General features: G+C 73.8%; 25 protein-coding genes and 2 pseudogenes. 17 read left to right on the top strand and 10 right to left on the bottom strand.

Annotation, left to right across the window (positions count from 1 at the left end; translation table 11 throughout):
* Nucleotides 1-1,285, bottom strand: a 1,285-nt coding sequence (locus AB0873_RS16770; RefSeq protein ID WP_366600627.1) for a HAMP domain-containing protein, incomplete at its 3' end; no start/stop codon positions are given.
* A gap of 192 nt (nt 1,286-1,477) precedes the next feature.
* Here AB0873_RS16770 and AB0873_RS16765 point away from each other — a divergent pair.
* Nucleotides 1,478-3,550 (top strand): SpoIIE family protein phosphatase, encoded by a 2,073-nt coding sequence (locus AB0873_RS16765; RefSeq protein WP_155329340.1) that lies wholly within the window; start codon nt 1,478-1,480, stop codon nt 3,548-3,550.
* Nucleotides 3,551-3,610: 60 nt separating this feature from the next.
* Here AB0873_RS16765 and AB0873_RS16760 read toward each other — a convergent pair whose 3' ends face one another.
* A complete protein-coding gene (locus AB0873_RS16760) occupies nt 3,611-4,963 on the bottom strand; it encodes an FAD-binding oxidoreductase (RefSeq protein ID WP_366600626.1) in 1,353 nt (450 codons plus the stop codon).
* 142 nt (nt 4,964-5,105) lie between these two features.
* Here AB0873_RS16760 and AB0873_RS16755 point away from each other — a divergent pair, with 142 nt between their 5' ends.
* Nucleotides 5,106-7,199, top strand: coding sequence for a S9 family peptidase (locus tag AB0873_RS16755; RefSeq protein WP_366600687.1), 2,094 nt, complete (start codon nt 5,106-5,108; stop codon nt 7,197-7,199).
* A 52-nt stretch (nt 7,200-7,251) separates the two neighbouring features.
* On the opposite strand, the pseudogene AB0873_RS16750 reads toward AB0873_RS16755, so the two are convergent.
* Nucleotides 7,252-7,807, bottom strand: a pseudogene (locus AB0873_RS16750) (pyridoxal-phosphate dependent enzyme).
* 41 nt (nt 7,808-7,848) lie between these two features.
* Between AB0873_RS16750 and AB0873_RS16745 the strand changes: the two are divergent.
* A complete protein-coding gene (locus tag AB0873_RS16745; protein ID WP_155329343.1) occupies nt 7,849-8,028 on the top strand; it encodes a hypothetical protein in 180 nt (59 codons plus the stop codon).
* A gap of 82 nt (nt 8,029-8,110) precedes the next feature.
* Here AB0873_RS16745 and AB0873_RS16740 read toward each other — a convergent pair whose 3' ends face one another.
* Both AB0873_RS16740 and AB0873_RS16735 read right to left on the bottom strand, forming a co-directional pair.
* Nucleotides 8,111-9,655 (bottom strand): FtsX-like permease family protein, encoded by a 1,545-nt coding sequence (locus AB0873_RS16740; protein ID WP_366600625.1) that lies wholly within the window; start codon nt 9,653-9,655, stop codon nt 8,111-8,113.
* The gene (locus tag AB0873_RS16735) at nt 9,652-10,221 is read right to left on the bottom strand and encodes an ATP-binding cassette domain-containing protein (protein ID WP_366600624.1); all 570 of its coding nucleotides are present in this window, start codon (nt 10,219-10,221) and stop codon (nt 9,652-9,654) included. The genes AB0873_RS16740 and AB0873_RS16735 overlap by 4 nt, the downstream gene beginning before the upstream one ends.
* Between AB0873_RS16735 and AB0873_RS16730 the strand changes: the two genes are divergently transcribed.
* The 12 genes from AB0873_RS16730 to AB0873_RS16675 all read left to right on the top strand — a co-directional run bounded on the left by AB0873_RS16730 (nt 10,132) and on the right by AB0873_RS16675 (nt 19,577).
* Nucleotides 10,132-10,791, top strand: coding sequence for a helix-turn-helix domain-containing protein (locus AB0873_RS16730; protein ID WP_366600623.1), 660 nt, complete (start codon nt 10,132-10,134; stop codon nt 10,789-10,791). The two genes, AB0873_RS16735 and AB0873_RS16730, sit on opposite strands and share 90 nt — an antisense overlap.
* Nucleotides 10,788-10,967: a hypothetical protein gene (locus AB0873_RS16725; RefSeq protein ID WP_366600622.1), complete on the top strand. Its 180-nt coding sequence runs from the start codon at nt 10,788-10,790 to the stop codon at nt 10,965-10,967. Before AB0873_RS16730 ends, AB0873_RS16725 begins: the two co-directional genes overlap by 4 nt.
* Nucleotides 10,964-11,770 (top strand): DUF2637 domain-containing protein, encoded by an 807-nt coding sequence (locus AB0873_RS16720; RefSeq protein ID WP_366600621.1) that lies wholly within the window; start codon nt 10,964-10,966, stop codon nt 11,768-11,770. Before AB0873_RS16725 ends, AB0873_RS16720 begins: the two co-directional genes overlap by 4 nt.
* Nucleotides 11,771-11,946: 176 nt before the next feature.
* On the top strand, nt 11,947-13,527 hold the full coding sequence (locus AB0873_RS16715) for a DUF87 domain-containing protein (protein ID WP_366600620.1): 1,581 nt from the start codon (nt 11,947-11,949) through the stop codon (nt 13,525-13,527).
* A gap of 1,006 nt (nt 13,528-14,533) precedes the next feature.
* Nucleotides 14,534-15,442, top strand: coding sequence for a hypothetical protein (locus AB0873_RS16710; RefSeq protein WP_366600619.1), 909 nt, complete (start codon nt 14,534-14,536; stop codon nt 15,440-15,442).
* A gap of 254 nt (nt 15,443-15,696) precedes the next feature.
* The gene (locus tag AB0873_RS16705; RefSeq protein ID WP_366600618.1) at nt 15,697-15,915 is read left to right on the top strand and encodes a hypothetical protein; all 219 of its coding nucleotides are present in this window, start codon (nt 15,697-15,699) and stop codon (nt 15,913-15,915) included.
* Nucleotides 15,912-16,220 carry a hypothetical protein gene (locus AB0873_RS16700; protein WP_366600617.1) on the top strand — a complete coding sequence of 103 codons (309 nt, stop codon included), beginning with the start codon at nt 15,912-15,914 and terminating at the stop codon, nt 16,218-16,220. Before AB0873_RS16705 ends, AB0873_RS16700 begins: the two co-directional genes overlap by 4 nt.
* Nucleotides 16,217-16,513, top strand: a complete 297-nt coding sequence (locus AB0873_RS16695) for a hypothetical protein (RefSeq protein ID WP_366600616.1) — start codon at nt 16,217-16,219, stop codon at nt 16,511-16,513. The genes AB0873_RS16700 and AB0873_RS16695 overlap by 4 nt, the downstream gene beginning before the upstream one ends.
* Before the next feature lie 88 nt (nt 16,514-16,601).
* On the top strand, nt 16,602-16,925 hold the full coding sequence (locus AB0873_RS16690) for a hypothetical protein (RefSeq protein ID WP_366600615.1): 324 nt from the start codon (nt 16,602-16,604) through the stop codon (nt 16,923-16,925).
* A gap of 79 nt (nt 16,926-17,004) precedes the next feature.
* The gene (locus tag AB0873_RS16685; protein ID WP_366600614.1) at nt 17,005-18,072 is read left to right on the top strand and encodes a hypothetical protein; all 1,068 of its coding nucleotides are present in this window, start codon (nt 17,005-17,007) and stop codon (nt 18,070-18,072) included.
* Between the two features lie 506 nt (nt 18,073-18,578).
* On the top strand, nt 18,579-18,953 hold the full coding sequence (locus AB0873_RS16680; RefSeq protein WP_366600613.1) for a hypothetical protein: 375 nt from the start codon (nt 18,579-18,581) through the stop codon (nt 18,951-18,953).
* Between the two features lie 468 nt (nt 18,954-19,421).
* Nucleotides 19,422-19,577, top strand: a complete 156-nt coding sequence (locus AB0873_RS16675; RefSeq protein WP_366600612.1) for a hypothetical protein — start codon at nt 19,422-19,424, stop codon at nt 19,575-19,577.
* Between the two features lie 365 nt (nt 19,578-19,942).
* Here the strand turns inward: AB0873_RS16675 and AB0873_RS16670 are convergent, their stop codons facing one another.
* From AB0873_RS16670 to AB0873_RS16655, 4 genes and pseudogenes are all read right to left on the bottom strand, one after another.
* Complete coding sequence (locus AB0873_RS16670; protein WP_366600611.1) at nt 19,943-21,490, bottom strand: recombinase family protein; 1,548 nt, start codon at nt 21,488-21,490, stop codon at nt 19,943-19,945.
* Between the two features lie 22 nt (nt 21,491-21,512).
* Nucleotides 21,513-21,845 (bottom strand): annotated as a pseudogene (locus AB0873_RS16665) (ATP-binding cassette domain-containing protein); the annotation flags it as partial.
* Entirely contained in the window at nt 21,842-22,378 is a 537-nt protein-coding gene (locus AB0873_RS16660) for a PadR family transcriptional regulator (protein ID WP_366600610.1), read from the bottom strand. The pseudogene AB0873_RS16665 and the gene AB0873_RS16660, both read right to left, overlap by 4 nt.
* 79 nt (nt 22,379-22,457) lie before the next feature.
* Nucleotides 22,458-23,033 (bottom strand): TIGR03086 family metal-binding protein, encoded by a 576-nt coding sequence (locus tag AB0873_RS16655; protein ID WP_366600609.1) that lies wholly within the window; start codon nt 23,031-23,033, stop codon nt 22,458-22,460.
* A gap of 18 nt (nt 23,034-23,051) precedes the next feature.
* Here AB0873_RS16655 and AB0873_RS16650 point away from each other — a divergent pair, with 18 nt between their 5' ends.
* Nucleotides 23,052-23,354, top strand: a complete 303-nt coding sequence (locus AB0873_RS16650) for a DUF6597 domain-containing transcriptional factor (RefSeq protein WP_366600608.1) — start codon at nt 23,052-23,054, stop codon at nt 23,352-23,354.
* Complete coding sequence (locus AB0873_RS16645) at nt 23,351-23,779, top strand: AraC family transcriptional regulator (protein ID WP_366600607.1); 429 nt, start codon at nt 23,351-23,353, stop codon at nt 23,777-23,779. The genes AB0873_RS16650 and AB0873_RS16645 overlap by 4 nt, the downstream gene beginning before the upstream one ends.
* Nucleotides 23,780-24,220: 441 nt before the next feature.
* Here the strand turns inward: AB0873_RS16645 and AB0873_RS16640 are convergent, their stop codons facing one another.
* Complete coding sequence (locus AB0873_RS16640) at nt 24,221-25,759, bottom strand: SpoIIE family protein phosphatase (protein ID WP_366600606.1); 1,539 nt, start codon at nt 25,757-25,759, stop codon at nt 24,221-24,223.
* Between the last annotated feature and the right edge of the window lie 2 nt (nt 25,760-25,761).

Raw genomic sequence — 25,761 nt, 5'->3', positions numbered from 1 at the left:
TCGTGTTCACGGTGTTCTTCAGCTCCAGGATCTCGCCCTGCGCGTCCACCGTGATCTTCTGGCTCAGGTCACCCTTCGCCACCGCCGTCGAGACCTGCGAGATGTTGCGGACCTGGCTGGTCAGGTTGCCGGCGAGCTGGTTGACGTTCTCGGTGAGGTCCCGCCACGTGCCGGAGACCCCGCGCACCTGGGCCTGACCACCCAACTTGCCCTCGATGCCCACCTCACGCGCCACCCGCGTGACCTCGTCGGCGAACGAGCTGAGCTGGTCCACCATCGTGTTCACGGTGTCCTTCAGCTCCAGGATCTCGCCCTGCGCCGCGACGGTGATCTTCTGTGAGAGGTCGCCGCGGGCCACCGCCGTGGAGACCTGGGCGATGTTGCGCACCTGCGACGTCAGGTTCGACGCCATCGAGTTGACGCTGTCGGTGAGGTCCTTCCAGGTGCCGGCCACGTTCGGCACCTCGGCCTGGCCGCCGAGCTTGCCCTCCGTGCCCACCTCCCGGGCCACCCGGGTCACCTGCTCGGCGAAGAGGCGCAGGGTGTCGGTCAGCGAGTTCATCGTGTCGGCCAGCTCGGCGACCTCGCCCCGCGCCCCCACGGTGATCTTCTGCGACAGGTCGCCCTTCGCCACGGCCGTCGCCACCTGGGAGATCGACCGCACCTGGCCGGTCAGGTTCGACGCCATGGTGTTCACCGAGTCGGTGAGGTCCTTCCACGTGCCGGCGACGCCCCGGACGTCGGCCTGGCCGCCGAGCTTGCCCTCGGTGCCCACCTCGCGGGCCACCCGGGTCACCTCGTCCGCGAACGACGAGAGCTGGTCGACCATCGTGTTCACCGTGCGGCCGATGCGCAGGTACTCACCGCGCAGGGGTCGGCCGTCGATCTCCAACGCCATGTGCTGCGAGAGGTCGCCCTCGGCGACCGCCACGATGACCCGGGCGATCTCCGTGGTGGGGCGACCGAGATCGTCGATGAGGGAGTTGACCGCGCGCTGCCCCTCCGCCCAGGAGCCGTCCAGGCCCTCGTCGTCGAGGCGCTCGGTGAGCCGGCCGTCCCGGCCGACGATCCGGCTGATCCTGCGCAGGTCGTGGTACTGCCGTTCCTGGAGCGAGACCACCTCGTTGAAGGCGTCCGCCACCTCACCCGCGCGGCCCGCCCGGCGGGGCAGCCGCACCTTGAGATCACCGCGGCGGACCCGCCGCAACGCCTCGGTCAGCTCGACGAGGACCGCCTCGTGGTCCGGCGCGGACGGATCCGCCACCGGCTGTTTCGCCGTGGTCATCATTCCTCGCTCACGTCGGGGCGACAGGTCGGCCATCCCATATTGTGCCTGCGACCCGGTCTACGCCAGGCCAGCGCGACGGTCAATGCGTACCGGATCGGACACCAGGCGCCATCCCGGACCGCTGACGGGCCGTGATCGGTCCGTACGGTTCGCTTGGCACCCGCAGGGGCGGCGATGGAGGATACGGGGATGTCAGCGGAGGCGGAGCCCGGCGGGCGGGACGAGCACGTCCGGCGGGTCCGGCTCCCCGCCGACCGGCGTACGCCCGCCGCCGCGCGGGCCCTCGTCCGGTCCGTGCTCGCCGAGGCGCACCTGGAGGAGCTGACCAACGAGGCGCTGCTGCTCACCACCGAGCTGTCCACCAACGCCGTCGAACACGCCCGCACCGAACTGGACGTCGAGGTGGTCGCCGACCGCCTCGGCCTCACCGTGACCGTGTCCGACTTCGCCGGCGGGCCGGTGGACGAGCTGACCGTCGGCGTCCGCAACGAGAGCAGCGACATCACCGAGATCTCGGAACGCGGGCGGGGTCTGCTGCTCGTCGACCACTTCGCCAGCCGGTGGGGAACCACGTACCTGCCCACCGGGAAGGGTGTCTGGTTCCGCCTCGACCGTCCGGCCCCGCCCGGCGCCGCGCCGGCCGGGGACGCCCCGGTCGTGCCGAACGCGGCGTCCGCCGGCGGTGACCCCCCGGCCGGCGACAGCTCCGCGCCGAGCGCCGCGGCGATGAGCCAGCTGATGCAGACCACCCCCGACCCGTACGCCGACGATCCGCTCCCCGACTTCGCGACCAGCCTGCTGGCCCGGGTCGCCGAGATGGTCGGCGCGGCCGGTGGCGTGGTCCGGCTGGACCGGGGCGACGGACAGGGCCCGCAGGTGCTGGCGCGCTACGGTCGGCAACCCCGGGCAGGCCACGAACTGCTCCGGGTGCCGCTCACCGTCCACCGCCCGTACGCCGGCGAGCTGGAGCTGGACGCGGCGCCGTCCGCGTACGCCCGGCCACTGGCGGCGCTGATGGCCGAGCGGCTCTCGCTGCACCTGGAGAACGACCGGCTGCGCCGCGCCGACGTCCGGCGGCAGGCCTGGTTGACGTTCCTCGCGGAGGCGAGCGAGCTGCTCGCCCAGTCCCTCGACGTCGAGCTGACCATGGCGCTCGTCCCGCAGCTCGTGGTGCCCCGGCTCGGGCAGTGGTGCGCGGTGCACACCACGGACGAGTGGGGCCGGCTGCGGCTGGCGGCGGCCAGCCACGCCGACGAGTCGGTGCTGCCGCAGCTGCACGCGGTGCTCCGGGAGACCGGGCCGGAGTCGATCCAGGCCCGCCTGCGCGAGGCGTCCCGCAACGGCACCCAGCTGCCGCTGGGCGCGCCGATGGAGGGTTTCGCCGTGCCGCTGATCGCCCGTGGTCAGCGGCTGGGCACCCTGGCCGTGGGCCGGCACCAGCGGCACCGCCACGACCCGGACGAGGTGGCCGTGCTGGAGGACGTGGCCCGCCGGGCGGCGCTGGCGATCGAGAACGCCCGGATCCACGCCGAGCGCCGCCGGGTCGCCCAGACCCTCCAGCAGTCCCTGCTGCCACCGGTGCTTCCGGTGGTCGAGGGGATCGGCTTCGCCGCCGAGTACGTCCCGACCGGGGACGACGCCGAGGTGGGCGGCGACTTCTACGACGTGCTGCCGCTGCCCGACGGGCGTTGGCTGGTGGTCATCGGCGACGTCTCCGGCAAGGGTGTGCAGGCCGCGGCGGTCACCGGCCTGGTCCGGGACGTGATCCGCACGCTGGTCGGCGACGGCAAGCCGCTGCCCGAGGCGCTGGCCCGGCTCAACGGGACGCTGGTGGAGCGGGGCGGCGGACGGTACTGCACGCTGGCGCTGGCGGCGGTCGGGCCGGGCGACGGCGACCAGCTCGACGTGTCACTGCACCTGGCCGGCCACGACCGCCCGGTGCTGCTGCGCTCCGCGGGCGGGGCCGACTTCGTCGGCACCGGCGGCACCGCGCTCGGCCTGCTCGACTCGATCGCCTCGCCGACGGCGGAGATCCCGCTCGACCCGGGCGACTCGCTGATCTTCTACACGGACGGGGTCACCGAACGGCGGCGCGGCCGGGAGCTGTTCGGTGTCGACCGCCTCCGGGACGCGGCCGCCCCGCTCGCCGCGTACTCCGCCGACGTGGTGGCCGCCCGCCTGCGCTCGACCGCGATCGGCTTCTCCCCCGAGCCGCCCCGCGACGACATCGCCATCCTGGTCCTCCGCAACGACGCCGGCTGACCGCCCCGGCCGGGCCGGGACGGCCGGCCAGCGGGGCCTGCGCGGGAGGTCCGGGACGGGTCAGAGGCCGCCGGGGAGGCGGCCGGGCGCGAGCCGGTGGTGCGGGTCGAGGTGTTCCTTGGCGGCGCGGAGTCGGGCCAGCCCGGCCAGCTCACCCCACAGGTCGACCGCCCGTCGCACCGGCTCCGGGGCCGAGACCACCACACACCGCCCCTGCCGCGCGAGCAGGACCCCCCGCACGGCGGCGAGGATCGACGCCACCCGCTCGGCGGGCATCGCACCGGGCAGGGCCGCGTGCACGACGCCGAGCCCGGCGGAGCCACGGACCGGGACGGGCGCGCCGGCGGCGTCGCGCAGCGCGTACACGGCCGCGTGCAGGTCGCTGATCGGGACCTCCAGCCGGAGCGCCGTGTCGCCCGGGCCGAACGGGTAACGCCGCCACCACTCCGGCGCGGAGTGGCTGGCCGTGGCGGCGCCGGGGCCGAGCAGCGACACCATCCGGTCGGCACGCTCGGCCACGTCGGCGGGCCCACCCTCCAGGAGGACGACCAGAGTGCCGGCCCGGGCCGGGCCGGTGGTGGTGCGTCCCGTCATCGACGGGTGGCGCGCCATCGACTCGGCCCGGCCCCCCTGCCTCGGCCGGGGTCCCGCGCCGGCCGGGAGGTCCAACTCGACCGCCGCCGGATCGAGGCGGGCGGCGAGCACCGTACGCACGAGGTCGTGCACCTCCAGCGGTGTCCACACCGGACGGGTGACCCAGATCCGGCTCGCCGGCACGGCGTGCACCCGGAGGGTGGCGGAGACCAGCACGCCGAGGGCGCCCTGCGAGCCGCAGAGCAGGCGGGCCAGCTCCAGCCCCTCGGCGCCGCCACCGGCACCGACCAGCTCGCCGTCGGCGTCCAGATAGCGCAGGGACACGAGCTGGTCGCACGCGGTGCCGTGGCGGTGCCGCAGGGGACCGGCCTCGCCGGCGGCCAGGACCCCGCCGAGGGTGGCGCCGTTGGACGGCGCGTCCAGGGCGAGCCGCTGGCCGGTGCGCTCCAGGGTGGCCTGCACGGCCCGCAACGGGGTGCCGGCGCCGATCTCGGCGCTCGCGGCGCCGACCGGCTCGTGCCCGATGCCGGCGAGCCGGCCGGTGTCGAGCATGATGTCGACCCGCTCGGGGGCGGCCCCCCAGTCGATCTTCGTGCCGGCTCCGCGCGGAACCACGGTCAGGTCGTGCCGGGCCGCCAGCCGGAGCACCTCGGCGGCGGCGCGCGGCCCGCCCGGGACGGCGACCCAGCGGGCCGGGCGGCCGGCCACCTCGTCCGCCGGGCCGGCGAGGCGGGCGAAGGGCGGCCCGCAGATCTCCGCCAGCCTCCGGGTGATGTCGAGGGCTCCGGGCCGATCGGTGGAACTCGCTGCTGCCGCCATGCCGGCCATCGTACACATGTTCGAAAGTTGCGGAAGGCATGTCGCACGAAGGGGTGACCGGGCGTCCGGCCGGTAACGTGACGGCGTGACCACCGAGACTTCCGACAACTCCGGCTCGGCGCGTCTGTCGCCCCGCCGCGACCTGGAGCCGTCGCCCGCGCCCGTCGCCAAGCAGGTGCCGACCGACCGCACCCACCACGGCGACACCGTCGTCGACGAGTACGCCTGGCTGGCCGTCAAGGACGACCCGGAGACCATCGCCTACCTGACCGCCGAGAACGCGTACACCGAGAAGCGGACCACCCACCTCGCCGACCTGCGCGGGCAACTGTTCGAGGAGACCCGCCGGCGCACCCAGGAGACCGACCTGTCGGTGCCCGCCCGCAAGGGCGGGTACTGGTACTACACCCGCACCGTCGAGGGCCAGCAGTACGGCGTCCACTGCCGACGGGCCGTCCGCGACGACGAGACGGACCCGCCGATCAGTCTCGACGGCGCGCCCCTGGACGGTGAGGAGGTACTGCTCGACGGCAACCTGCTCGCCGAGGGGCACGACTTCTTCGCGCTCGGGGCGTTCGACGTCAGCCCGGACGGACGCTGGCTGGCCTACTCGACGGACTTCTCCGGAGACGAACGCTTCACGCTGCGGGTCAAGGACCTGACGACCGGGGAACTGCTCCCCGACGAGGTGCCGGACACGTTCTACGGCACCGCCTGGTCCGCCGACGCCTCGGTGCTGTTCTACGTGACCGTCGACGACGCGTGGCGCCCGAACCGGGTGTGGCGGCACACGCTGGGCACCCCGTCGAGCGAGGACGCGGTGGCCCACCAGGAGGACGACGAGCGGTTCTGGGTGGGCGTCGAGCTGACCCGCTCGGAGAAGTTCGTCGTCATCGACATCCACAGCAAGGTGACCAGCGAGGTGCTGGTCATCCCCGCCGGCAACCCGACCGGCACGCCGGCCTCGGTGGCGCCCCGGCGGCAGGGTGTGGAGTACACGGTCGAGCACCACGGGCACCGGTTCCTGATCCTGCACAACGACGGCGCCGAGGACTTCGCGCTCGCGTACACCTCGGCGGACGCCCCCGGCGACTGGGTGCCGCTGATCGAGCACTCCCCGGGCACCCGGCTGGAGGCGGTCGACGCGTTCGAGAACCACCTGGTCGTCACGCTGCGCACCAACGGGCTCACCGGATTGCGCGTGCTGCCGATCGGCGGCGGTGACCCGCACGACATCGAGTTCCCCGAGCCGCTGTACAGCGTCGGGCTGGGCAGCAACCCGGAGTACCGCACCCGGCAGGTCCGGCTGGGCTACACCTCACTGGTCACCCCCGACTCGGTGTACGACTACGACCTGGTCACCCGACAGATGACGCTGCGCCGGCAGAAGCCGGTGCTGCCGGGCCCGGACGGGCGGCCGTACGACGCGACGGCCTACGAGCAGCACCGCGACTGGGCGCTCGCCGACGACGGCACCCGGGTGCCCATCTCGCTGGTCTGCCGGGCCGGCACGCCCCGGGACGGCTCCGCGCCGTGCCTCATCTACGGGTACGGCTCGTACGAGGCCAGCATGGACCCCTGGTTCTCGGTGGCCCGACTGTCCCTGCTCGACCGTGGCGTGGTCTTCGCCGTCGCGCACATCCGGGGCGGCGGCGAGCTGGGCCGGCGCTGGTACGACCAGGGCAAGCTGCTCGCCAAGAAGAACACCTTCACCGACTTCGTGGCCTGCGCCCGGCACCTGGTCAAGGCCGGCTGGACGGCCGGCGACCGGCTGGTCGCCCGGGGCGCCTCGGCCGGTGGCCTGCTGATGGGCGCCGTGGCCAACCTCGCCCCGGACGCGTTCGCCGGGATCGTCGCGCAGGTGCCCTTCGTGGACGCGCTCACCTCGATCCTCGACCCGTCGCTGCCGCTGACCGTCACCGAGTGGGAGGAGTGGGGCAACCCGCTCGACGACCCCGAGGTGTACGCGTACATGAAGTCCTACACGCCGTACGAGAACGTGCGGGCCGTGGACTACCCGGCGATCCTCGCGGTGACCAGCCTCAACGACACGCGGGTGCTCTACCACGAGCCGGCGAAGTGGATCGCCCGGCTGCGGGCGACCGCCCCGCAGGGCGACTACCTGCTCAAGACCGAGATGGGTGCCGGTCACGGGGGTCCGAGCGGCCGGTACGACGCCTGGCGCGAGGAGGCGTTCGTCAACGCCTGGATCCTCGACCGGCTCGGCCGCGCCTGAGGTGCAAGGAAGGGCCCCTTGTTAACGCCTGGCGTTGTACAGGGGGCCCTTCCTAACACCCGAGCACGGACGCCAGCACCGCCGGATCGACGTTGCCGCCGGTCACCACGGCGACCGTACGTCCGCCCGGCAGCTCGGACGCGTGGAACAGCCGTGCCGCGACCGCCACCGCCGCGCTCGGCTCCACCACCAGCCGGGCTTCCCGGACGAGCCGGCCCATCGCCGCCCGGATCTCCTCCTCGGTGACGGTGACGACGCCGTCGAGGCGGGCCCGCAGGTGGGCGAGGGTCAGCGTGGACGGCGGTAGGCGCAGCCCGTCGGCCATCGTCCGGTAGGTGCGCTCCTCGCCCCAGACCACCACCGAGCCGGCCGCCAGCGAGTCGCGGGTGTCGGCGGCCAGGTCCGGCTCGACGCCGATCACGGTCGCCGCCGGACGCAACGCCGTCACCGCCGTCGCCCCGCAGCTTGAACGACCCCACCGGTTGCAGGCTCTCCGGCTTCAACCACAGGTCCGCGTCCCACCAGGTCCGCAGCAAGGGGGTACGCAGGACCACGCCCGCGATGTCCGCGGCGGCGACCTGGACGTCGTCGAGAGACACCAGCTCCATCGCCCCATCCTGCCCGGTGCGCGGAACCGTAGACTTCCGGCGTGAGCACGGGGGACGACGGGCCGGCGGACGACGTACCCCGGTCGAGCCTGCGGGCGGCGGCGCGGGACCGGCGGGTCTGGGCCATCCTCGCGGTGGTCGCCGCCCTGCTGGTCTGCTGCTGCTCCGGTGCTGTCGGCACGCTGCTCGCGCTCTCGGCCGGCCTGTTCAGCGGTGGGTGAGCCGCCGTGCAGGATCGGCGGTGTTAATAGGGGGCCCTTCCTCTACCGGAGGCGTTAACAAGGGACCCCTCCTTACACGCGGTCAGGTCGTCCGCAGCTCCTCCACCGCCGTGCTGGTGCGCAGGAGGAGGACGCCGGCCGCGACCGTCATCAGCACCGCGGCCAGGGCGCCGCCGCCGAGCGCCGCGAGCTGCTCCAGCGGTACGGCGGGCGGCACGGTCACCTCCGGCACCCACTCGGTACGGGTGTACGCCGCCCGGGTGGCGGGATCGTCGCACGGCGGCCCGGCGTCGCAGACCGTCTGCTCGTAACCGCCGCCGGACGGAGTGCCGAACAGGCCACGGGCGAGCAGCAGCCCGACGGTGAGTGCGACGGCGATCGCGGGCACGGCCGGTGCGAGCGCCTGCCAGCCGATGGCCCGGCCCAGCGTCGAGCGCGGCACCCCGGTGGCGACCAGCGCCGCGTACGCCCGGCGTCGGGCGGTGACGCCCTCGACGACGGCCACCACCAGCCCACCGGCGGCGATCAGCATCGCCACGGCGACAGTCAGGTCCACCAGGTCCATCGTGTCGAGGTAGAAGGGGTCGTCCCGCATACCGCCGCCGACCCGACGGGTGAGGACGAGCGCGGCCTCGAAGTGCGCTCGCAGCCCGGCGGCCCCGGCGCCGAGGAGCACCGCCGCCAGCAGCGCGGCGAAGGTGCGGCTGCCGGCCCACGGGTCGGCGGTGAGGCGACGGGCGGCCAGCAGCGTGGCCGGGCGGCGCGCCCACCGGTGCAGGATCCGGCCGACCGTGTACGAGATCCAGCCGGCTCCGGTCACCACGCCGATCATCGCGGCCAGTCCACCGGTGACCAGCAGGCCCGGCAGCAGCCAGTCCGGCGGTTCGCTCGACCGCCGGTCGTACCAGAGGCCCAGCGGTCGGATCGCGCTGAACGCCGCGAGCCCGGCCAGGATCAGCAGGCCGGGCCACGGTCGCGGTCCCCGGGCCCGTACCCGGCGCACCACCCCGAACGGCGTGGTGGTGACCCGGCGCAGCATCAGTGCGGTGGCCAGGGCCGCGACCACCGGAAGCCCGAGCACGACGGCGGCCACGGCGCCGGCCGGGGGCAGTACGTCGGTGGGCAGGGCGAGTTGGCCCCGCCCGTCGGGCCGGTGCAGCAACTCCCGGCCGCCCAGGTACACCGCGAGCCCCACCACGGTGCCGAGGAGGCTGGCCAGGCCGGTCTCCAGCACCGCGAGGCCGGTCACCTGGCCCGGCGTGGCACCGGCCAACCGGACGGCGGCGAGCCGCCGGTCCCGGGCCGGCGCACCGAGTCGGGCGCACTGGCCGGCCAGCGCCAGCACCGGGATCGTGAGCAGCAGCAGCGCGAACGCCGTACCGCCGCGCAGGCCGGGTTCCCGGAGCAGCGCGTTGCTGTACTGCTCGGACCAGTTGTTGCTGACCTGCTCGGACCAGTCGGTGCCCGGCCCGGTCGACCTGTGCGACGGGGTCGGGATGGCGAGGACGGTCAACGCGGCCAGCCCGGCGAGGGTGGCCAGCAGGGCGCTGAGCGCGGTCAGCGCCACCCGCGCCGCGTCGGTGCGGGTGCCCGCGAGGGCCAGGCGCAGCGCGGCGCCCGGCCTCACCGCCGCTCCCCGAGCAGCGGCGCGTCGAGGCCCAGGCCGGTGTGGTCCACGAGGCCGTCGCGGAGAACGATCTCCCGGTCGGCGTACGCGGCGACGCGCGGCTCGTGCGTCACCAGCACGACCGCGGTGCCCTGCTCGCGGGCGAGCCGCACGAGTTGCGTCAGCACCTGCTCGCCGGTGAGCGTGTCCAGCGCCCCCGTCGGCTCGTCGGCGAAGAGCACCCGGGGCTCGGTGACCAGGGCGCGGGCGGTGGCGCAGCGCTGCTGCTGGCCGCCCGACATCTCGCCCGGCCGGGTGTCGGCGAGTTCCGCCACCCCGAGGCGCTCCAGCCAGGTCAGCGCCGCCGTCCGCGCCTCTCGCCGCCCCGTCCGAGCGAAACAGTTCTCGCCCGGAGGCCCAGCCGACATAGAGCGGCCCCGGACGCGGCGATACCAGCGCCGGCCGGGGCCTTGATCGCCCCGGGAGGCGACCCGCAGATGAGTGTAGAAGCGATGTCGTGGGCGCTCAGTGACGCGCCCGACGTGCCCCCGCAATGCCTGGCCGTACTGATCGGCCTCGCGAACCACGCGCACGCGAACGGGCGCGGCGCGTTCCCGTCGCAGGAGCGTCTAGCGCATTACGCCCGTAAGTCCGTCCGGTCCGTCCGCCGCGACCTGGACGAACTGGCACGCCTCGGCCTGATCCGCCGAGGCGACCAGCGACACACGGCGTTCCTCCCGGCGGACCGCCGGCCGGTCGTCTGGGATCTCGCGATGGAGCGCCGCCGCCCGCTCCCTGGCGCTCTCGACCCGTTCGCCGAGCCGCAATCGGGCCGCCCGACCGAGGCCCCGGAGCCTGTGGATAACCGGGAGGACGTACACGTCCGCCCGGTCGGTAACCGGGAGGACGTACACGTCCGCCCGGTCGGTAACCGGGAGGACGTACACGTCCGAGCGGCCGGACGTACACGTCCGAGCGGCCGGACGCCTACGTCCTACGAACCGTCCTTAACCATCAATAACCAAAAGGGCCCGCGCTCCCTTCGGGGCGCAGCCCTTCCCACCGACCCCCGCGCCGGTCACTGCCCGCGTCACCGGGGGTCCCCGGCTGGTAACTGTGGCCCGTGCCGGTCCGAGGCCCTGGCGGGTGGCCGATGACCCCGACCGCCGTCTACGCCCTGGCCGCCGTCCTGGTCGGCGGCCCCGCCGTGATGCTCGCCCCGTTCGTCCTCGCCCGCCGGTCGGCTGAGTCGCACGCCGACCGCGCCGCCGCCGTCATCCGCCGCGCCGACCGTGCCGCCGTCCGTTCGATCGCCGAGGAGGCTCACCGATGAACGCCCCGACCACCCGCGCCGCCGGCCGAGGCTGGGCCTACCTCGGGGCCGCCCTCGGCGGGGCCGTGTCCATCGCCGCGAACGTCGCTCACTCCTACGTCCGCCCCGAGGACGCCCCGGCGGACTGGTCGCCCGAGGCCGGGGCCGTCGTCGGGTCGATCTTCTGGCCCGTGGCCCTGTTCGTCGCGGTCGAAATCCTGGCCCGGACCGCCTGGCCGACCGGCCGGGGCTGGACCCTCCTACGGTTCGGCGGACTCCTCCCCGTCGCCCTGGTCGCCGCCCTGGTCTCCTACCGGCACCTGTCCGGCCTCCTCGGCCACTACGGCGAGGACGCCGTCACGGCCACGGTCGGACCGATCGCCGTGGACGGCCTAATGCTCATGGCCACGGGCGCTCTCCTGGCCACCGGCCGCCGGGCGACCGCCTCGGCCACGGCCACCGCCACGGGCGAGGCCGTCACGCCCGCGACCGCCCGGCCGCCGGTCACGGCCACGATGGACACGGCCACCCTGGCGGGCCCCGGGCGGGCCGCCGAGGACACGGCCACGGCCACGCCCGAGGACGCCCCGACCGACGGCCACCGCCCCCGGCCGACGTCCCCTCGGCCGCGTCGGCGCACGGCCACGGGCGACGCCTCGGCCACGGCCACGACCGACGACATGGCCGCCAGGGTGGCCGCCATCCTGGCCGCCCGGCCGGACGTCACGGCCGAGGACGTGGCCGCCGAGATTGGCCGCGCACCGAGGACGGCCAGGCGCTACCTGGCCGCCGTCCGCGCCGACCTCGCGGGGGTGACCGCGTGACCGAGCTAGAACGGGCCATCCGTCGCCTACGCCGCCGCCACACGGTCCCGCGCCTGGTCTGTCGGTACGTCGCCGGTCGGCCGATGGACGGCCGCGAGGGCTACCCGTACCGGACCCGTGGCCGTGGCCGATGGACCGGGTATCAGCGCCAGGCCGTCCGCCTCGGCGTCCCGGCCGTGGCCGCCCTGACCGCCGGCTACCCCGAGCAGACCGGCGCGGCCCTCGGGACGGCCGCCGTCGTGACCGCGTACCGGGCCCGCCGCCGGCTGGTTGCCCGGCGGTTCCGCAGGGAGTACGTAACGCCGACCCTGGCGGCCCTGGCCCCGGCCCTCGGCCGCGAGCCGGGTCAAGTCCGGTTGCACGTAGACCCCACGTTGGGCAACTTGACCCCTCGCCTGGCGAAGCCGCTTTCACCCGCCGAGGAGGCCGTCCGCGCCTGGTATGGCGAGCACGTAGAGCCGGTCATCCGCTGGCTTCCCGAACGCGCCCAGCGGGTCGCCTGGACGCTTCAGCGGGCCGCCGCGCCCGTGACGGACCGCCTCGCGGTCTTCCGCCGGCCCGGCGTCGAGGAGGTCGGCCCGCGTATCGAACTGGTCGCGGACACGCCCTACCTGACGAAGGAGCAAAAGCACCTCGTCTCTTCGATCATCACGGCGAAGATCCCGGTCTCTGACCTGGTCGAATCGTGGGACATGGTCGGGCCGCGGGTAATCGCCCGATGGACTGTCCGTAGGCGTCCGCCCGCCCGGGTCGGCGTCGACCAGGTGGCGGCCCACTTCCCCGCGCTCGCCGAGGATGAGTTCTTTATCGGCCTCGGGGCCGGCGACCGGCCGGTGACGCTGTCCCTGCGCGCCGATTCGCCGCACATCGCGGTCAGCGCCGGGACCGGTGCCGGTAAATCCGTCCTCGCCCAGCTGGTCGCGGTGCAAGTCCTCGCCCGGGGCGGTCGCGCGCTGATTCTGGACCGCAAGGGCTCGCATAAATGGGCCCTCGGGTTGGACGGCATCGACTATTGCCACCGGCCGGACCAGATGCATTCGGCCCTGGTCCGCCTGGCGGCCCTCGCCGACGAACGAAACACGCTCGCGATGCATGAGGACGACGACTGGAACCCGGGCCCGCGCGTGCTGGTAATCGCCGAGGAGTTGAACGCGACCATCGGCCAGCTGGTCAATTTCTGGAATGACGCCCGGGGGAAGGGAGACCCCAAGCGGTCGCCCGCCGTGGCCGCCCTGGCGGACCTCCTGTACCTCGGCCGCTCCGCGAAAGTCAACGTCATCGGCGTCGCGCAGATGCTCACGGCCCGCGCCATCGGCGGCCCCGAGGCCCGGGAAAACTTTGGTGTGAGGGTCCTCGCCCGCTACACGGCGAACGCCTGGCGGATGCTGGTTCCCGAGGCCCCGATGCCCCGGGCGTCCCGGACCCTCGGCCGGTGGCAACTGGTTGTGGGCGGACAGGCGACCGAGGTCCAGGTGGCCTACCTGTCGACCGCCGAGGCGCGGGCGTTCGCTTGTCCCCGGTCCCCGGCGACATCCGAGGTCAGCGGCCTATCAAGCCCTCGCGGGGACTTCCTGACCCTCAGGGAGGCCGCCGAGGCGGGCGTCATCCCGTGGACGCACGGCGCGGCGAAGAAGAGGCTTCAGCGTCGCGTGGGGAACGTGCCGACGCCGCGAGGTAAGCGGGGAACGGCCGACGTGTACGCCCGCGAGGACCTGGCCGCGTGGGCGGGTAGCCCGCGAGAATCGTCCGCAGCGTGAGCGTCGAGGAGGTCCCCGATATGCCCGAGTCCATACCCGACGGCCGATGCTGTATCCCGCACCGTCTACCCGACGGCCGGATATGCGCCCCAGCGCGGGCCGTAGCCCCGGACGGGAGCCTCGGCGAGGGCATCACCCACCTGTCGCCGGGCGAGGACGGCTACGCGGCGTGGGACAGCCTCCTCCGGTCCCGGGGTCAGTAGCCGCCGGCCGGGCCCGGCGACGTCGAGCACCAGGACCACGCCGAGGACGTGAACAGCTGGACCCCCGCTGGCCCACTCTCCCTATGTCCCCACGACGCCGAGGAGGTCCCGACCAGTGAACGGAAGCCGCGCCTCACCAGCCGTCGACTAGAACCGCCCCGAGGCCCGTCGGAGCTACCCCGCGAGGGTGGCCCCGGCGGGCCTCTCGCGTTTCTAGGACCCGGACCCTACCGAGGACACCCGGCCGCCGTCCCGGGCCGCCGTAGGGCCTGTCTCGACCCCCGCGCGGGGCCTCCTCGCCGGGGTCGGCGGGGGCGTCGCCCTGGACGTCGCCGAGGAGGACGGGCGATCGCCGAGGAGGGCGAGGGCTGGGGATGAGTGATGGTTCCGCGTGCGTGTGACGTAGTTCCGTCACTTCCCTATAGGCCCTTAAGTCTTCTTCTTCTTCTTCCTTACAACCAATACAGAAGTGACGGAACTACGTCACCTGCACGCGGAACCATCACTACGCGCACCGCCGCCCTCGGCCGCCGCCTCACCCGCGCTGGGCCGCCGCCTCGTGCCATGTGGCCCCGATCACCCGGGTGAACACCTGAGGGCCCGCTGGCCCACTTACCTCTTGTAAGCAACGACACCGCCGGGAGGCCGCCCGATGATTTCCGCCCGCGCGTCACCATGACCGACCGCCGTCCTATCTCGACAACGAAGGGGGAGCTGTGTCAGCCGACGTTAGCCACTCATCACCCATCCGCGCCGCCGCCCGGCGCGTAGCAATTCACCAATACCGCAGGCCCATCAAAATCGTGACGCTGGACAACGGGAATGGCGTTGTTCGCCGCCCGGATCCCTGCGAACTCGCCGAGGTATGGGCAACCCCAATCCTGACCGCCGACGCGGAACTGTTCCGGTCCGGTAGCGCCGCCTTGCTGTCTCGCCCGCGCGGGTCATCAGCCGAGCCGACCGGCGTCGGCATCTTCGAGACGGCCGACCGCCTGGCCGCCATCCTGTGTGAACCACTCCCTGAAAACCTCGCCGGCACCTACTACGACGACCTCCGCGACTACGCCCGGTATGGCCGTCCGTCCGACGTGCGCGGCTACCTCGCCGACGTCGTCCGCGCTGTGCGCCGGGCCTCGCCGCCGTACGTGGACCCGAACCCGCCGCCGCCCCGTCCGCGCCGTCCCGCGAGGACGCCCGAGCAGCGCCGCGCCGATGAACGCGAGCGCGCCCGGAAGAACCGTGCCGAGGGTCGCGAAGGTAGCCGGGACGACATGGTGACGGCCGCCGCATGGGTCTCCGCCTGGCGGGATTGGACCTCACCTGGCGCGCATCCGGCGTCCGGCCTCTATCGGCGCTACCTGGCCGAGGTCAAAAAGGCCGGACAGATCCCCGTCGGCCGGAACACGTTTTACCGCCTGGCCGAAGAGGTCTGCGGACCCCGTAAGCGTCGGGCCAGTGGCCCGGTGTTCGTCGTCACCCAGGAGGTAACGCCGATGGACCGCACGCAGCGCCGCGAACTGGCCGCCCTGATCGTGGACCGCCTGACCGAGGAGTGGCGTACCGCCGCCCTGGACGGCCTCGCGGACCTGGTCGCCGACCGCCAGGCATCGACCGCCACTGAATCCGCGGTTGCCTCGCCCGCGCCGGCCGTCGCCGGTCACGCCCAGGTCGTGAGCCTGGCCGCCCGCCGCGCCCGACGTCGGGCCGCCTAACCCCTAGACCCGCACGCCGCTGGAGTCACACGGCGGCGTGCGTCTACGCCGTGCCGGTCCTTGGCGGGTAAGCACCCACGGCGTACGTGCCGCCTGTCGTTCGGGCTGGCACTCCCCGGCCGGGGCCCGTTCGCGGTTTCGCGTTCGGGCCCTGGTTCGGGTCGACCCCGTCCCGTACCGCCCCGGTAGCCGCCTCGGCCGCCGGGCTTTCCTGCGTTCAAAACGCTACAAACAACTGAGAGGAGGGCCGAAGCATGGCCGCCTACTGCGGAGAATGCGCCCGACCGATCGTGCAGCGGCCCCGCACCCGCGAGCGCCTGACCTGCTCTACCGCGTGCCGCGTCGCCCGGCACCGCCGCCGCCGCCGCGAGCAGGCATACGCCCTACTGGCCCGACAGACAGCCGCGATCATCGCGGGCGACGCCGAGGCCCTGGCCGCCGTCGAGGCGGACGCCCGGCGGATCTTCGGGTGAACGCCGCCGTCGTGACTGACCGGCCCGACCTCGCCGCCGTCGCCCTGGCCCTCGCCGAGATCCGCGCCGGATCGAACGCCCGCGCCCTCCGGTTCACCGGGTCCCGCCTCGCCCGCGAACTGACCGCCCGAACCGGTCACGACTGGACCGCCGAGGAGGTCGGCCCCGCTGTCCTCGCCGCCGCGCCTGCCCTGGCCGAGACGTGGGGCGTGTACCTCGCCCGCGTCCGCGACATCCGCCGCCGGGGCCGGCTCTATCAGCTGACCGTCCGACCGCCTGAGACCCCCGGAGATCCCCGCCGATGACGTACGGCCCCCCTGATCCCCGCGTCGCGCGCCTGATAGCCGAGGAGGTTCTACGACGTCAGGGCGAGTTCCGCGCGAACAGCAGCTACCTACACGCGATGTTCTGCCGGGAGATCCCGGATAGTCCGGCGGCCGGAAGTCTCAGCGCCGCGACCCGGTATCTCATGCGTGCCCGTCCCGACCTCGGCGCGTTCGGTATCGCCGTCCGTCGCCACGCTTCCGGCCCCGGCCGCCGTGAATGGGCGTTCCGACTGGTCGCCGTTCCCGGCGAGACCGGCCCGGACGCCGCCTGACCGTCCGCCCTCACCGCACCCCCTGATCCGCCCCGGTCGACCGTCAGGGCCCGCCTGACGGGGCCGTAACACACAAGGAGACCCCCGAATGCTCAGCTACACCGACAGCGCTGACCCCCGCCCCGCGATCTACCTTCCCGACGCCCTGGCCGCGACCGTCCCGGCCGTTGCGTCCGCGCTGACCGCCTGGCGCACCGCCGCGACCGACCCGACGTCGACCGCCGCCGAAATCGCCGCCGCCGCCCTGGCCGTGGACGCCGCGATCGCCGCGAACCGCTCGACCCTGGCCGCCGCCGCCGTGACCCAGCGGGACGCCGCGTACGCCGCGATGCGGGACGCCGAGGCCGCCGTCCGTCCGGCGCGCGAGGCGTACTGGGAGCTTTCCAGGGCCGCCGACACGCTCGCCGCCTGACCCGACCCCTCCACCCCCGCCCAATCGCCCGCGTAGGACCCGCCTCGGGGGCGTCGCTACCCGCCGAAAGAGAGACCCCATGACCGACCAGTTGTCCGACCTCGCCGCGCGTATCGACATGTTGCGCGCCGACATGGCCGCCCTCCCGACTCCGGCCGCCGACCCGTCCCCGCCGGCCGCTCCCGCTCCCGCCCCGGCGCTGACGTCCGGCCGTGACGCCTACGGCTACGCCCCCCCGTTCGACCCGGCCGAGGTCGCGGCGAAGGTTCCGCCCCGCCCGGTGACCGGCAGCGGCCACCAGGCCGGCGACTACCTGGAACCGGCCGAGCCGTTCGCCCCGCCGGCCGGCGTCGAGGTCCCCGCCGACCTGGTCGCCGCCCTCGCCGAGTACGACGCCCGACGTGCGGCATGGGTAGCCGCCGTGGACGCTGTCGAGGACTTCCGCGACGACGCCCGCGAGAGCCGCGCCAAGCGTGACGCGGCGATTAGCGCCGCCGCCCGTGCCGAGGTTCAGGGCAAGTCCCGTCCGAAGATTCCGAACGCGACCAGCGAGACCGACGAAGAGACCGAGGTCCGCATCCTGACGGCCGTCGTCAACGCCCGCCGGGGAGAGGCCACCGCCGCCGCGCGGAAGGCGGACCGCCTCACCATGACCTACGCGCCGCAGTGGGCGGCCGAGGCCGTCGAGAGGTTCGGCCCCGCGCTGGACAAGGCGACCGCTGCCGTACAGGCCGCTTACGAGGCCGCTGAGGCCGCTGAGGCCGTCCTCGGCCAGGCCGCACACTGGCGATCCCTGGCGCTGGCCGAGGACCTGAAGCGGGCCGGCGTGAATGTCAGCGAGCACAGGCGGGCCCGGATGATGTCGGACCTCCTGGACGCATCGAAGCCGTGGCAGTACGCCTCGGCCGAGGGTCACCAGCGGAACCCCGTCGCCCTCCTGCACCAGGTCCACGCGGCCCTCGGAACCCTGCGCCAGTGCGACCCGGGTGTGGTCCCGGCCGCCGACACGCTGAACATGCCGGGTAGTGACGCTGCCTACGTGGAGGTGTGGCGTGCCATGTACGACGCCGCGACCGAGGAGCGGAAGCAGAGGTTCCGCAACCGCCACACGGGCGGCCGACTCCTCCGCCACGAACGCGAGCACTGACCGAACCGACGGGGCCCCGGGACACAAACCCGGGGCCCTGTGCCGTCCCCGCCCCATCCCACGGAAGGCCCCGTTCCCATGCGTCGAACCGAACCCGTTCCTACCGCCCCCGCCCCGTCCCGTGGCACCCGCCGCCGGCTGTCTCGTGCCCGTGCCGTCCGCCGCGCCGCCGGCTACCGGTGCGAGGTCCACGCCGCCGGTCGCCCGTGCCGGTCCGCGTCGTCCGGGGTGGTCCTGGTTGACGGCCGTCCCCTCGCCGCGTGTCCCGTCCACCTCCCCGACCGGACCGACCGCCGCGCCCATGCCCCGGCCCGCAGGGACCCGGACGGCTGGAGCCGCAACATCCTGGCGAAGCTTCGCCGCGAGCGCGCGACCAGCGACGACCGCGAGTAACTGACCGTAAGGGGGTAGGGGGAGGACCCCCCTCGGCCCTCCTCCCTCACCGAAGAGGCATAGCGAGGCCCCCTCGATACGTAGCGCAGTTCTGCGCACGGAAGGACCCCTAGATGGCAGAAAATCTCGAAGAACCTGCTCGGGTTGACAGCATCGAACCGCCCGCCGGCCTCAGCGCCGACGCCCTGGACCTCTTCGAGGACGTCACCGACGAGCAGGGCGACCGCCTCACCGCGTCGCAGTTCGCCTCGCTGGTTCAGGCGTGCCGACTCATCACGCTCGCCGACCGCGCCGAAGAGCAGATCGGCGACCGATGGATCATCGACGGCTACCGAGGCCAGCCGATCGCAAACCCCCTGATCTCTGACGCCCGCATGGTCCGCGCCTCGGCCGTGCAAGCCCTGAAGTCCGCCGGGCTGGACTCCCGCGCCGGGTCCGCGTCCGCCGCTGGCGCTGCCCTGGTCGGCCACCGCTGGCGGCGTCGGTAGTGGCCCGCCGGACCGCCGGCCGCGCCGCGACCTCGGCCGAGACCGTCACGCCGATTCTGCGCGGGGAAGCCCTACCGCCGTTCAACCCGTCCGACTACGCCCGCCGGCCCGCGACCGGCTGGACGGCCGCGACGCTTTGGGCCGCCGCATGGGGATACGCCTACACGCACGGGGACGGGGCCCGGGGCGTAGCCCTGGTCGCCTTCCTCGCCGCCGCCTCTCCCCGCGTCCGCCGCGAGGACGTAGTGGCCCGCCTCGGGGGCGTCATTTACTCGGCCGGACCGTGGGAGGTCGGCGAGACAGGGCCCTAGACCGCCCCGGCCCGTCGACCCTGGCCCGGACTACCCCGGGCCGCCGTTCGCCCCTCCCTGGTCCTCTCCCAGGGTAGCCGGGCCCTCCTCGCCGCACACACGAACGCCCCGCCCTGGACCGCGCCGGGGCGAGGCATTCGGCGTACGCTCCCGCGCTATGAGCGTCCACAACGGAGACGACCAGACCCCGCCCCACTGGCCCGCCGACCTTATCGACGCCCTCGCCGCCTTCGTCGCCGACCAGCTGGGCGAGTCTCACCCCGTCCGCCGCCCGGCCTGTAGACCCTTCACGGGCCGGCGTCGCCGCGCCTGACCCGCCGCCGCACACGAACGCCCCCGACCCTGGCCCGCGCGCCCTTGGTCGGGGGCTTTCGTCGTTTACACGTCCGGCGACGCCCGCCCGTCGCAGTCCGTGACCGAAACCGGCCCGCGCTGACCTCTTGCGCAACCAGCTCCCGCCCGCAAGCCGGTCTATGCGTCACGCGACGTGACCGCCGGCGTTACTGGCCGCCGAGAGGCACGTCCGGTGCCACGGTTTCAACGTCCTACCGACTTTGAGGAATGCGCCGTCCGTCGACAGGACGGGACGCCCCCGGCCCGCCCACCCGGGCGAAGGTTCCCACCCCTCGACCAGCGACCGGCGGCACCCCGGGCACGTCCAGAACGGAACGGCGTCACTCACTCCCCGGCCTCCTCGCCGGCCCACGCCGGTGTGAACGTGTACCCACCGCCCTCGCCCCGGCGCACGGTCACGCGGTCGAGTACGAGCCGATACAGCGCCCGGCGTTCGGCCGTGTCGTTCGTCGCCAGCGCCTCGGAGAACGTCACGGGGTCGAGTAGCCCGCCGACGTCCAGGACGTCAGGAAAGGCCGCCAGGACGTCCCTCGCGGCGTTCAGCCGGCCGACGGCCCGTCGGTAGAGACGCTGCCAGCGTTCCGCGCCGTCGGGGCCGGGGAACTCCCCGCGTTCGTACCGGGCCGCCTCCAGGTCGCTCACGTCCGCCTCGGCCGCCGCGACCGCGTCCCGGGCCGCCTTCCGCTCGGCGTCGTCGGCCGGGTCCTGGTGTGCCAGCCACCGCGACGCCACGGCGTCGAATTCCGGCGACGCCGGGTCGAGCGCCGCCAGGCGCGAAAGGACGGCGTGCTCTACCCACGCTTCCGCGACGCTGGCCCGCACTACTGGCCGCCCCCGGCACGCCCGTCCGTTGTGCGCCTGGCGCTGACAACGGAAGTATGCGTGTCGCCGTTCGCCGTTCGCCTGAACCCGTTCGTTGTCGAAGACCAGGGGCCCGCCGCATTCGCACCGCAGGAGCCCGCTCAGCGCGTGTTTCGGCGAGGCCCCGACGACCGTCCGCCTGGACCCGCTCGGCGTCACGGGGGCTCGTTGCTCAATCGCCGCGAGGACCTGGGAGCGCTCGGCGGGCGTGATGATCGGATCATCCGAGACCGTCACGGCCTCGCCGTCCGGGCCGCGTCCGACCGCGCCGTCCCGCCGAGGGTAGAGACCAGCGAGGGCCGGACTGGTCAGGATGCGCCGCAGCGACGGGACCCGCCAGCGGGGCGGAGGCTGGCCGTCGCGCGGCGTGTAGCCCTTTCCGACGGCTGGCGACGGTACGCCCGCGTCGTCCAGCCCGGCGACGATGGAACGCAGCGACTGGCCCGCGAGGACCTGGCGGACGGCCTCCCGGATCACGTCCGCCTCCTCGGCGTGCTGGACCAGCCGACCGTCCCGGACGATGTATCCGTACGGCCTCGGCCGTGTCCATCGCCCCTTCTGGCGGTCGCTGGCCTGACGGTTCAGGATGCGCGCGGCGATCGCGTCCCGCTCGGCCTCGGCGACCGCAGACATGATCGACGCAGTCAGCTTGAACGATGGCGAGGCACTGTCTACCCGGTCCCGGTACGTCAGCAACCGCGCGCCGGTATCGCCCAGGGTCTCAATCAGCCGCGCCACCGCCGGAAGGCCGCCCCGGCTTACCCGGTCCATAGACCAGGAGAGCAGCACCCCCGCGCGCCCGGTCTCGGCGTCCGCCAGCCATGCTCGGAAGGCGGGCCGGTCCTTCGCCGCCCCGCTCACGCCTTCGTCACGATGGACGGCGACGACGTCTAGGCCCTCGACGCGGGCGAGGCTGCGTAGGTCGCGTTCCTGCCGGGCGAGGCTGTCGGATGCTTCGGTGACGACGGATATCCGCAGGTAGAGCGAGGCGGCTTGCTGGGTATTCGACACGGCGAGTACCGTACCAGCGGGACGTGCCGGCGAGGAGCAGGGGCAGGGCGACGTTCTCCGCCGCGGTCAGCTCGGCGACGAGCTGACCGAACTGGAACAGCACGCCGAACTCGGTCCGCCGCAGCCGGGACCGGGCCGCCTCGGACCAGGTGTCGATTCGGTGGCCGCGCCATGTCACCTCGCCCGCGTCCGGGCGCAGGATGCCGGCCAGGCAGTGCAGCAACGTCGACTTCCCGCCGCCGCTCGGCCCCGTCACCGCGACGATCTCCCCCTCCGCGAGGTCGACCGTGACCCCGCGCAGCGCGGGTGTGGGCCCGTACGCCTTGACCACACCGCGAGCCTGAAGTTGCGTCACGTGTGCACCTCCCGGTGCCAGTCGGCGACCCGGTCCAGGGTGGTGTGCAACCACCGCAGGTCGGCGTCGAGGTGGGCGATGGCGAAGTCGAGGGCGACGACGTCGTCGAGGGTGGCGGTGGGGGCCGACTTGGCGGCGGTCAGCTCGCGCAGCCGGTCGGTGTGGGCCCGCCGCTGGGCGATCAGCCACGCTCGGGCCCGGTCCACGTCGGCCACCAGCAGCGCCACGGTGACCTTCGCGAAGAGCGTGCTGGCCACGTACGGCATCGGTGGCTCGACCTCACCGAGCCAGCGGTCCAGCGCGGCGCGACCCGCACCGGTGAGCGCGTACGTCGTGCGGTCCGGACCGCCGTCGCGTTCCTGCCCGGCGGCCGCGACCAGGCCGTCGCGCTGCAGCCGGCCGAGGGTGGCGTAGACCTGCCCGAAGCCCAGCGGCCGGGCGCGGGGCAACCGCTCGTCGTGGGCGCGTTTCAGCTCGTAACCGTGCCTGGTGCCGGTGGCGAGCAGCCCGAGGAGGACGTGCGGTGTGGACACGTCCGTCACTATTCATCGAGTGAATAGCTACTGTCAACGGTCCCGGCGACGCGCGTCGCGCCGCCGGAACCGGCGAAGGTCAGCGGGCGGTGCCCGTCCAGGCGGGATCGCGGCCGGTGGCGGCGAGGAGCCGGTGCGCGTCGGGCACGCCGGGCGCGGTGGACACGGCCTCGGCGAAGACGCCCATCTTCCGGGGTAGCGGGCCGAGCTGCTCGACCAGCTCGTGCAGGGCACCCACCGCCTCGGGCGCCGGCTCGTACGGCTGGCCCGTCGCGACGGCCAGGTCCCACCCGTGCACGGTCAGGTCCAGCAGCACCATGCCGCCGACCGTCTCCTGCGGCAGCCCCATGCCCGGCGACACACCCGACACGCTGGCCGGGTCGGACCAGGCGTCGATCAACCGTCGCGTCTCGGTCTCGAACCGGTCCCGCCATCCGTCGCCCAGGTGGTCGGGCTTGTCGGCCCACGTGGCGGGGCGCCTGGCCGCCAGCTCCTGGAAGTTCACCACCACCTCGAAGAGGTGGTTCAGCAGGTCGCGCACCGTGAACTCCGCGCACGGCGTGGACAGGTCGAGCTGGTCGTCGGCGATGCCGCGCACCACGGCGACGGTTCGGGGGGTGGCGGCCGCCAGGAGGTCGCTAGTGTGTGTGGCCATAGGGCCAGCGTATGACGGGTGGAGCACTACTGGCTCATCGACTGGGACCTGACCGAGCCGCTCGCCCAGCAGATCGTGCCGCATCCCGCCGTGAACGTGGTGTTCCGCCGCGACGGCGACGGCCCGGAGACCGGCGAGGTCGCCGGGGTGGGGCGGGAACTCTTCACGGTCACCCTCGTCGGCAGCGGGCGGGTCAGCGGGGTGCAGTTCCGGCCCGGCGGCTTCCATCCGTTCTGGCGCGGATCCGTGGCCGAGCTGACCAGCGGTCGCTGGCCGTTTCCCACGCTGGCCGACCGCTGCCGCCGGCAGCCGCCCTGGTGAGCGCCGGCACCGGCCCGTCCCACGCCGGCCACTGCGGGGGTACGGACGCCGAGCGCTGCCGCACGCTGGACGCCCTGCTCACCGGCTGGGCGCCCGAGCCGGACCCGGTCAACGACGAGGTGATCAACCTGGTGGAATCGATCCGCGGCGACCGTACGGTGGTCCGGGTCGACGACGTCGCCCGCCGCCACGGCACCTCGGTCCGCCGCCTGCAACGGCTGTTCCTGGCGCACGTGGGCGTCGGCCCGAAGTGGGTGATCCGCCGCTACCGCCTCCAGGAGGCCATCGAGCAGGCGGCCGGCGGCCCTCTCGACTGGGCGCGTCTCGCCGCCGACCTCGGCTACAGCGACCAGTCCCACCTGGTCCGCGAGTTCAGCGCGGTCACCGGCCGCACCCCGGCCGCGTACGCCCGTTCGCTCACCTGACCCGACATCGCACCGGGACGTCGCGGACCACCGCACCACCTGCCGCTGACGCTCTGTCGTACCCGACGATCGTCACCGGTGGAAGTCACCGACGGTCACGCCTCGCCGCGCCACCCGGTGTTCCCTGGCGTCCTTTGCTCTGCTTCAACGGACGCACTGGTTACGCAGGGCGAATGTGCCGGGTGCCGCTCCTCCCCGCACTCGGGCCTGCGCCCCAGCTCAACCGACTGGTGCGTATGTGTAAGCAGAGCAAAGGAGTGCGGCGTCATCTCCGGGCGCGGAACAGACGTCACGTACGGTAACACCGACTGAACGTGACCGTAAGTGGCGGCCAGCGGTACCAAGCCTTCGTAGCGAGCGCCCGGCCGGTTACAGCCGCGGCGAGGGGCGCAGACGGGCAGGCGGCGACGGGCGCGGGCGAGCCAGCGGCGGCGGCGCGGGTCAGCGGCGGCGGAGGGCCACCACGGCCACGTCGTCGTGGATCTCGGGCGGGGCCAACTCCACGAGCAGCCGCGCGCAGAAGCGGTCCAGGTCGTCGTCGATCCGGGTGGCGGCGGCCGCCAGGGCGCTCAGCCCGTCGTCGATGGTGGCGTCCCGCCGCTCGATGAGGCCGTCGGTGTAGAAGACCAGGGTGGCGCCGTGCGGCAGCAGGAACTCCAGGTCCGCGGGCCGCTGGGCGCGGACCCCGAGCAGCGGGGCGCTCTGCTGCACGAACTCCACCCGGCCGTCCGCGTGGAGCAGCGGCGGCAGATGGCCGGCGGTGGCCATGCGGACGTGGCCGGTGCCGGGGTGCAGCAGCAGGACGCAGATCGTCGCCAGCTCCGCCGGGAGCAGCGTCCGCATCAGCTCGTTCACCCGGTGCAGGATCTCGCCGGGCTGGTGCCCCTCGACCGCGTACGCGCGTACGGCATGTCGCAGCTCGGCCATCACGGTCGCCGCGTGCAGCGAGTGCCCGGCCACGTCCCCGATCGCGAGCAGCAGGTGACCGTCGAGCATCACCAGCTCGTAGAAGTCCCCACCCACCTCGGTCTGGGCGCTCGCCGGCTCGTAGCGGACGGCCAGGTCGAGCCCGGCGATCTCCGGGATCCGGCGGGGCAGCAGGCTGCGCTGCAGGGTGACGGCGATGCGGTGCTCCTCGTCGAAGGAGCGCTGCGCCTCCACCGCCGCCGCGACGGCCTGGGCGAGCTGCACCAGCACGGGCGTACGGGCGGTCTGCGTGGCGGTCGGCACCACCACGTACAGCGGAGCGCGGTCCTCGCGCAGCCGGGCGGCGGCCACCGTCACCGTGTCGCCGGCCGGCCAGTCGACCAGCCCCCACCGGGCCGGATCGTCCACGCGGACCGTGGCACCGGTCGGTACGCCCGAGTCGTCGACGACCCACGGCACGATGCCCGCCCCGGCGCCCGGCCCCGCGGCGACACCGGCCAGGCAGTCCCCGTCGAAGGTCTCGGCGATCACGGCGGCCGGGCTCCGGAAGATCTGCGCGGCACCGGCGGCCGCCTCCTCCAGCAGCCGGGCGAAGTTCGGTGCCGCGTGCACGGCGACCGTGGTGTCGGCGAGCCCGAGCAGCCGTTCGGCGAGCAGCTCCGCCCGCTGCCGGGCACGGTAGTAACGCAGAACGGCGTGTGCGGTGGCGACCAGTTCCTCCGGCTCGATCGGCTCGGCCAGGTACGCGTCCGCGCCCCGGGTGAGCCCCTGCGCCCGGTCCACCACGTCCACGGCGTGCGCCGACACGTGGATCACCGGCATGGCCGGATGGTCCCTCTTGATCCGCTCGCAGACCTCGAATCCGCTGAGGTCGGGCAGCCGGACGTCGAGCACCACCAGGTCGATCCCGTCCACCCCGATCCGCGCCAGCGCCTCCCCACCGGTCTCCGCCTCCAGCACGGTGAAGCCGGCCCGGGAGAGCCAGCTCACCAGCAGGTACCGCTTGGTGCGACTGTCGTCGACCACCAGGACGGTCGCCGGACCGCCGTCCACGG

This window comes from Micromonospora sp. NPDC047707 (assembly GCF_040704235.1).
In the GTDB taxonomy this organism is placed as follows: Bacteria; Actinomycetota; Actinomycetes; order Mycobacteriales; family Micromonosporaceae; genus Micromonospora.
Note: the sequence above shows the minus strand (reverse complement) of the source record. Positions and strands in the feature narration are given on the sequence as shown.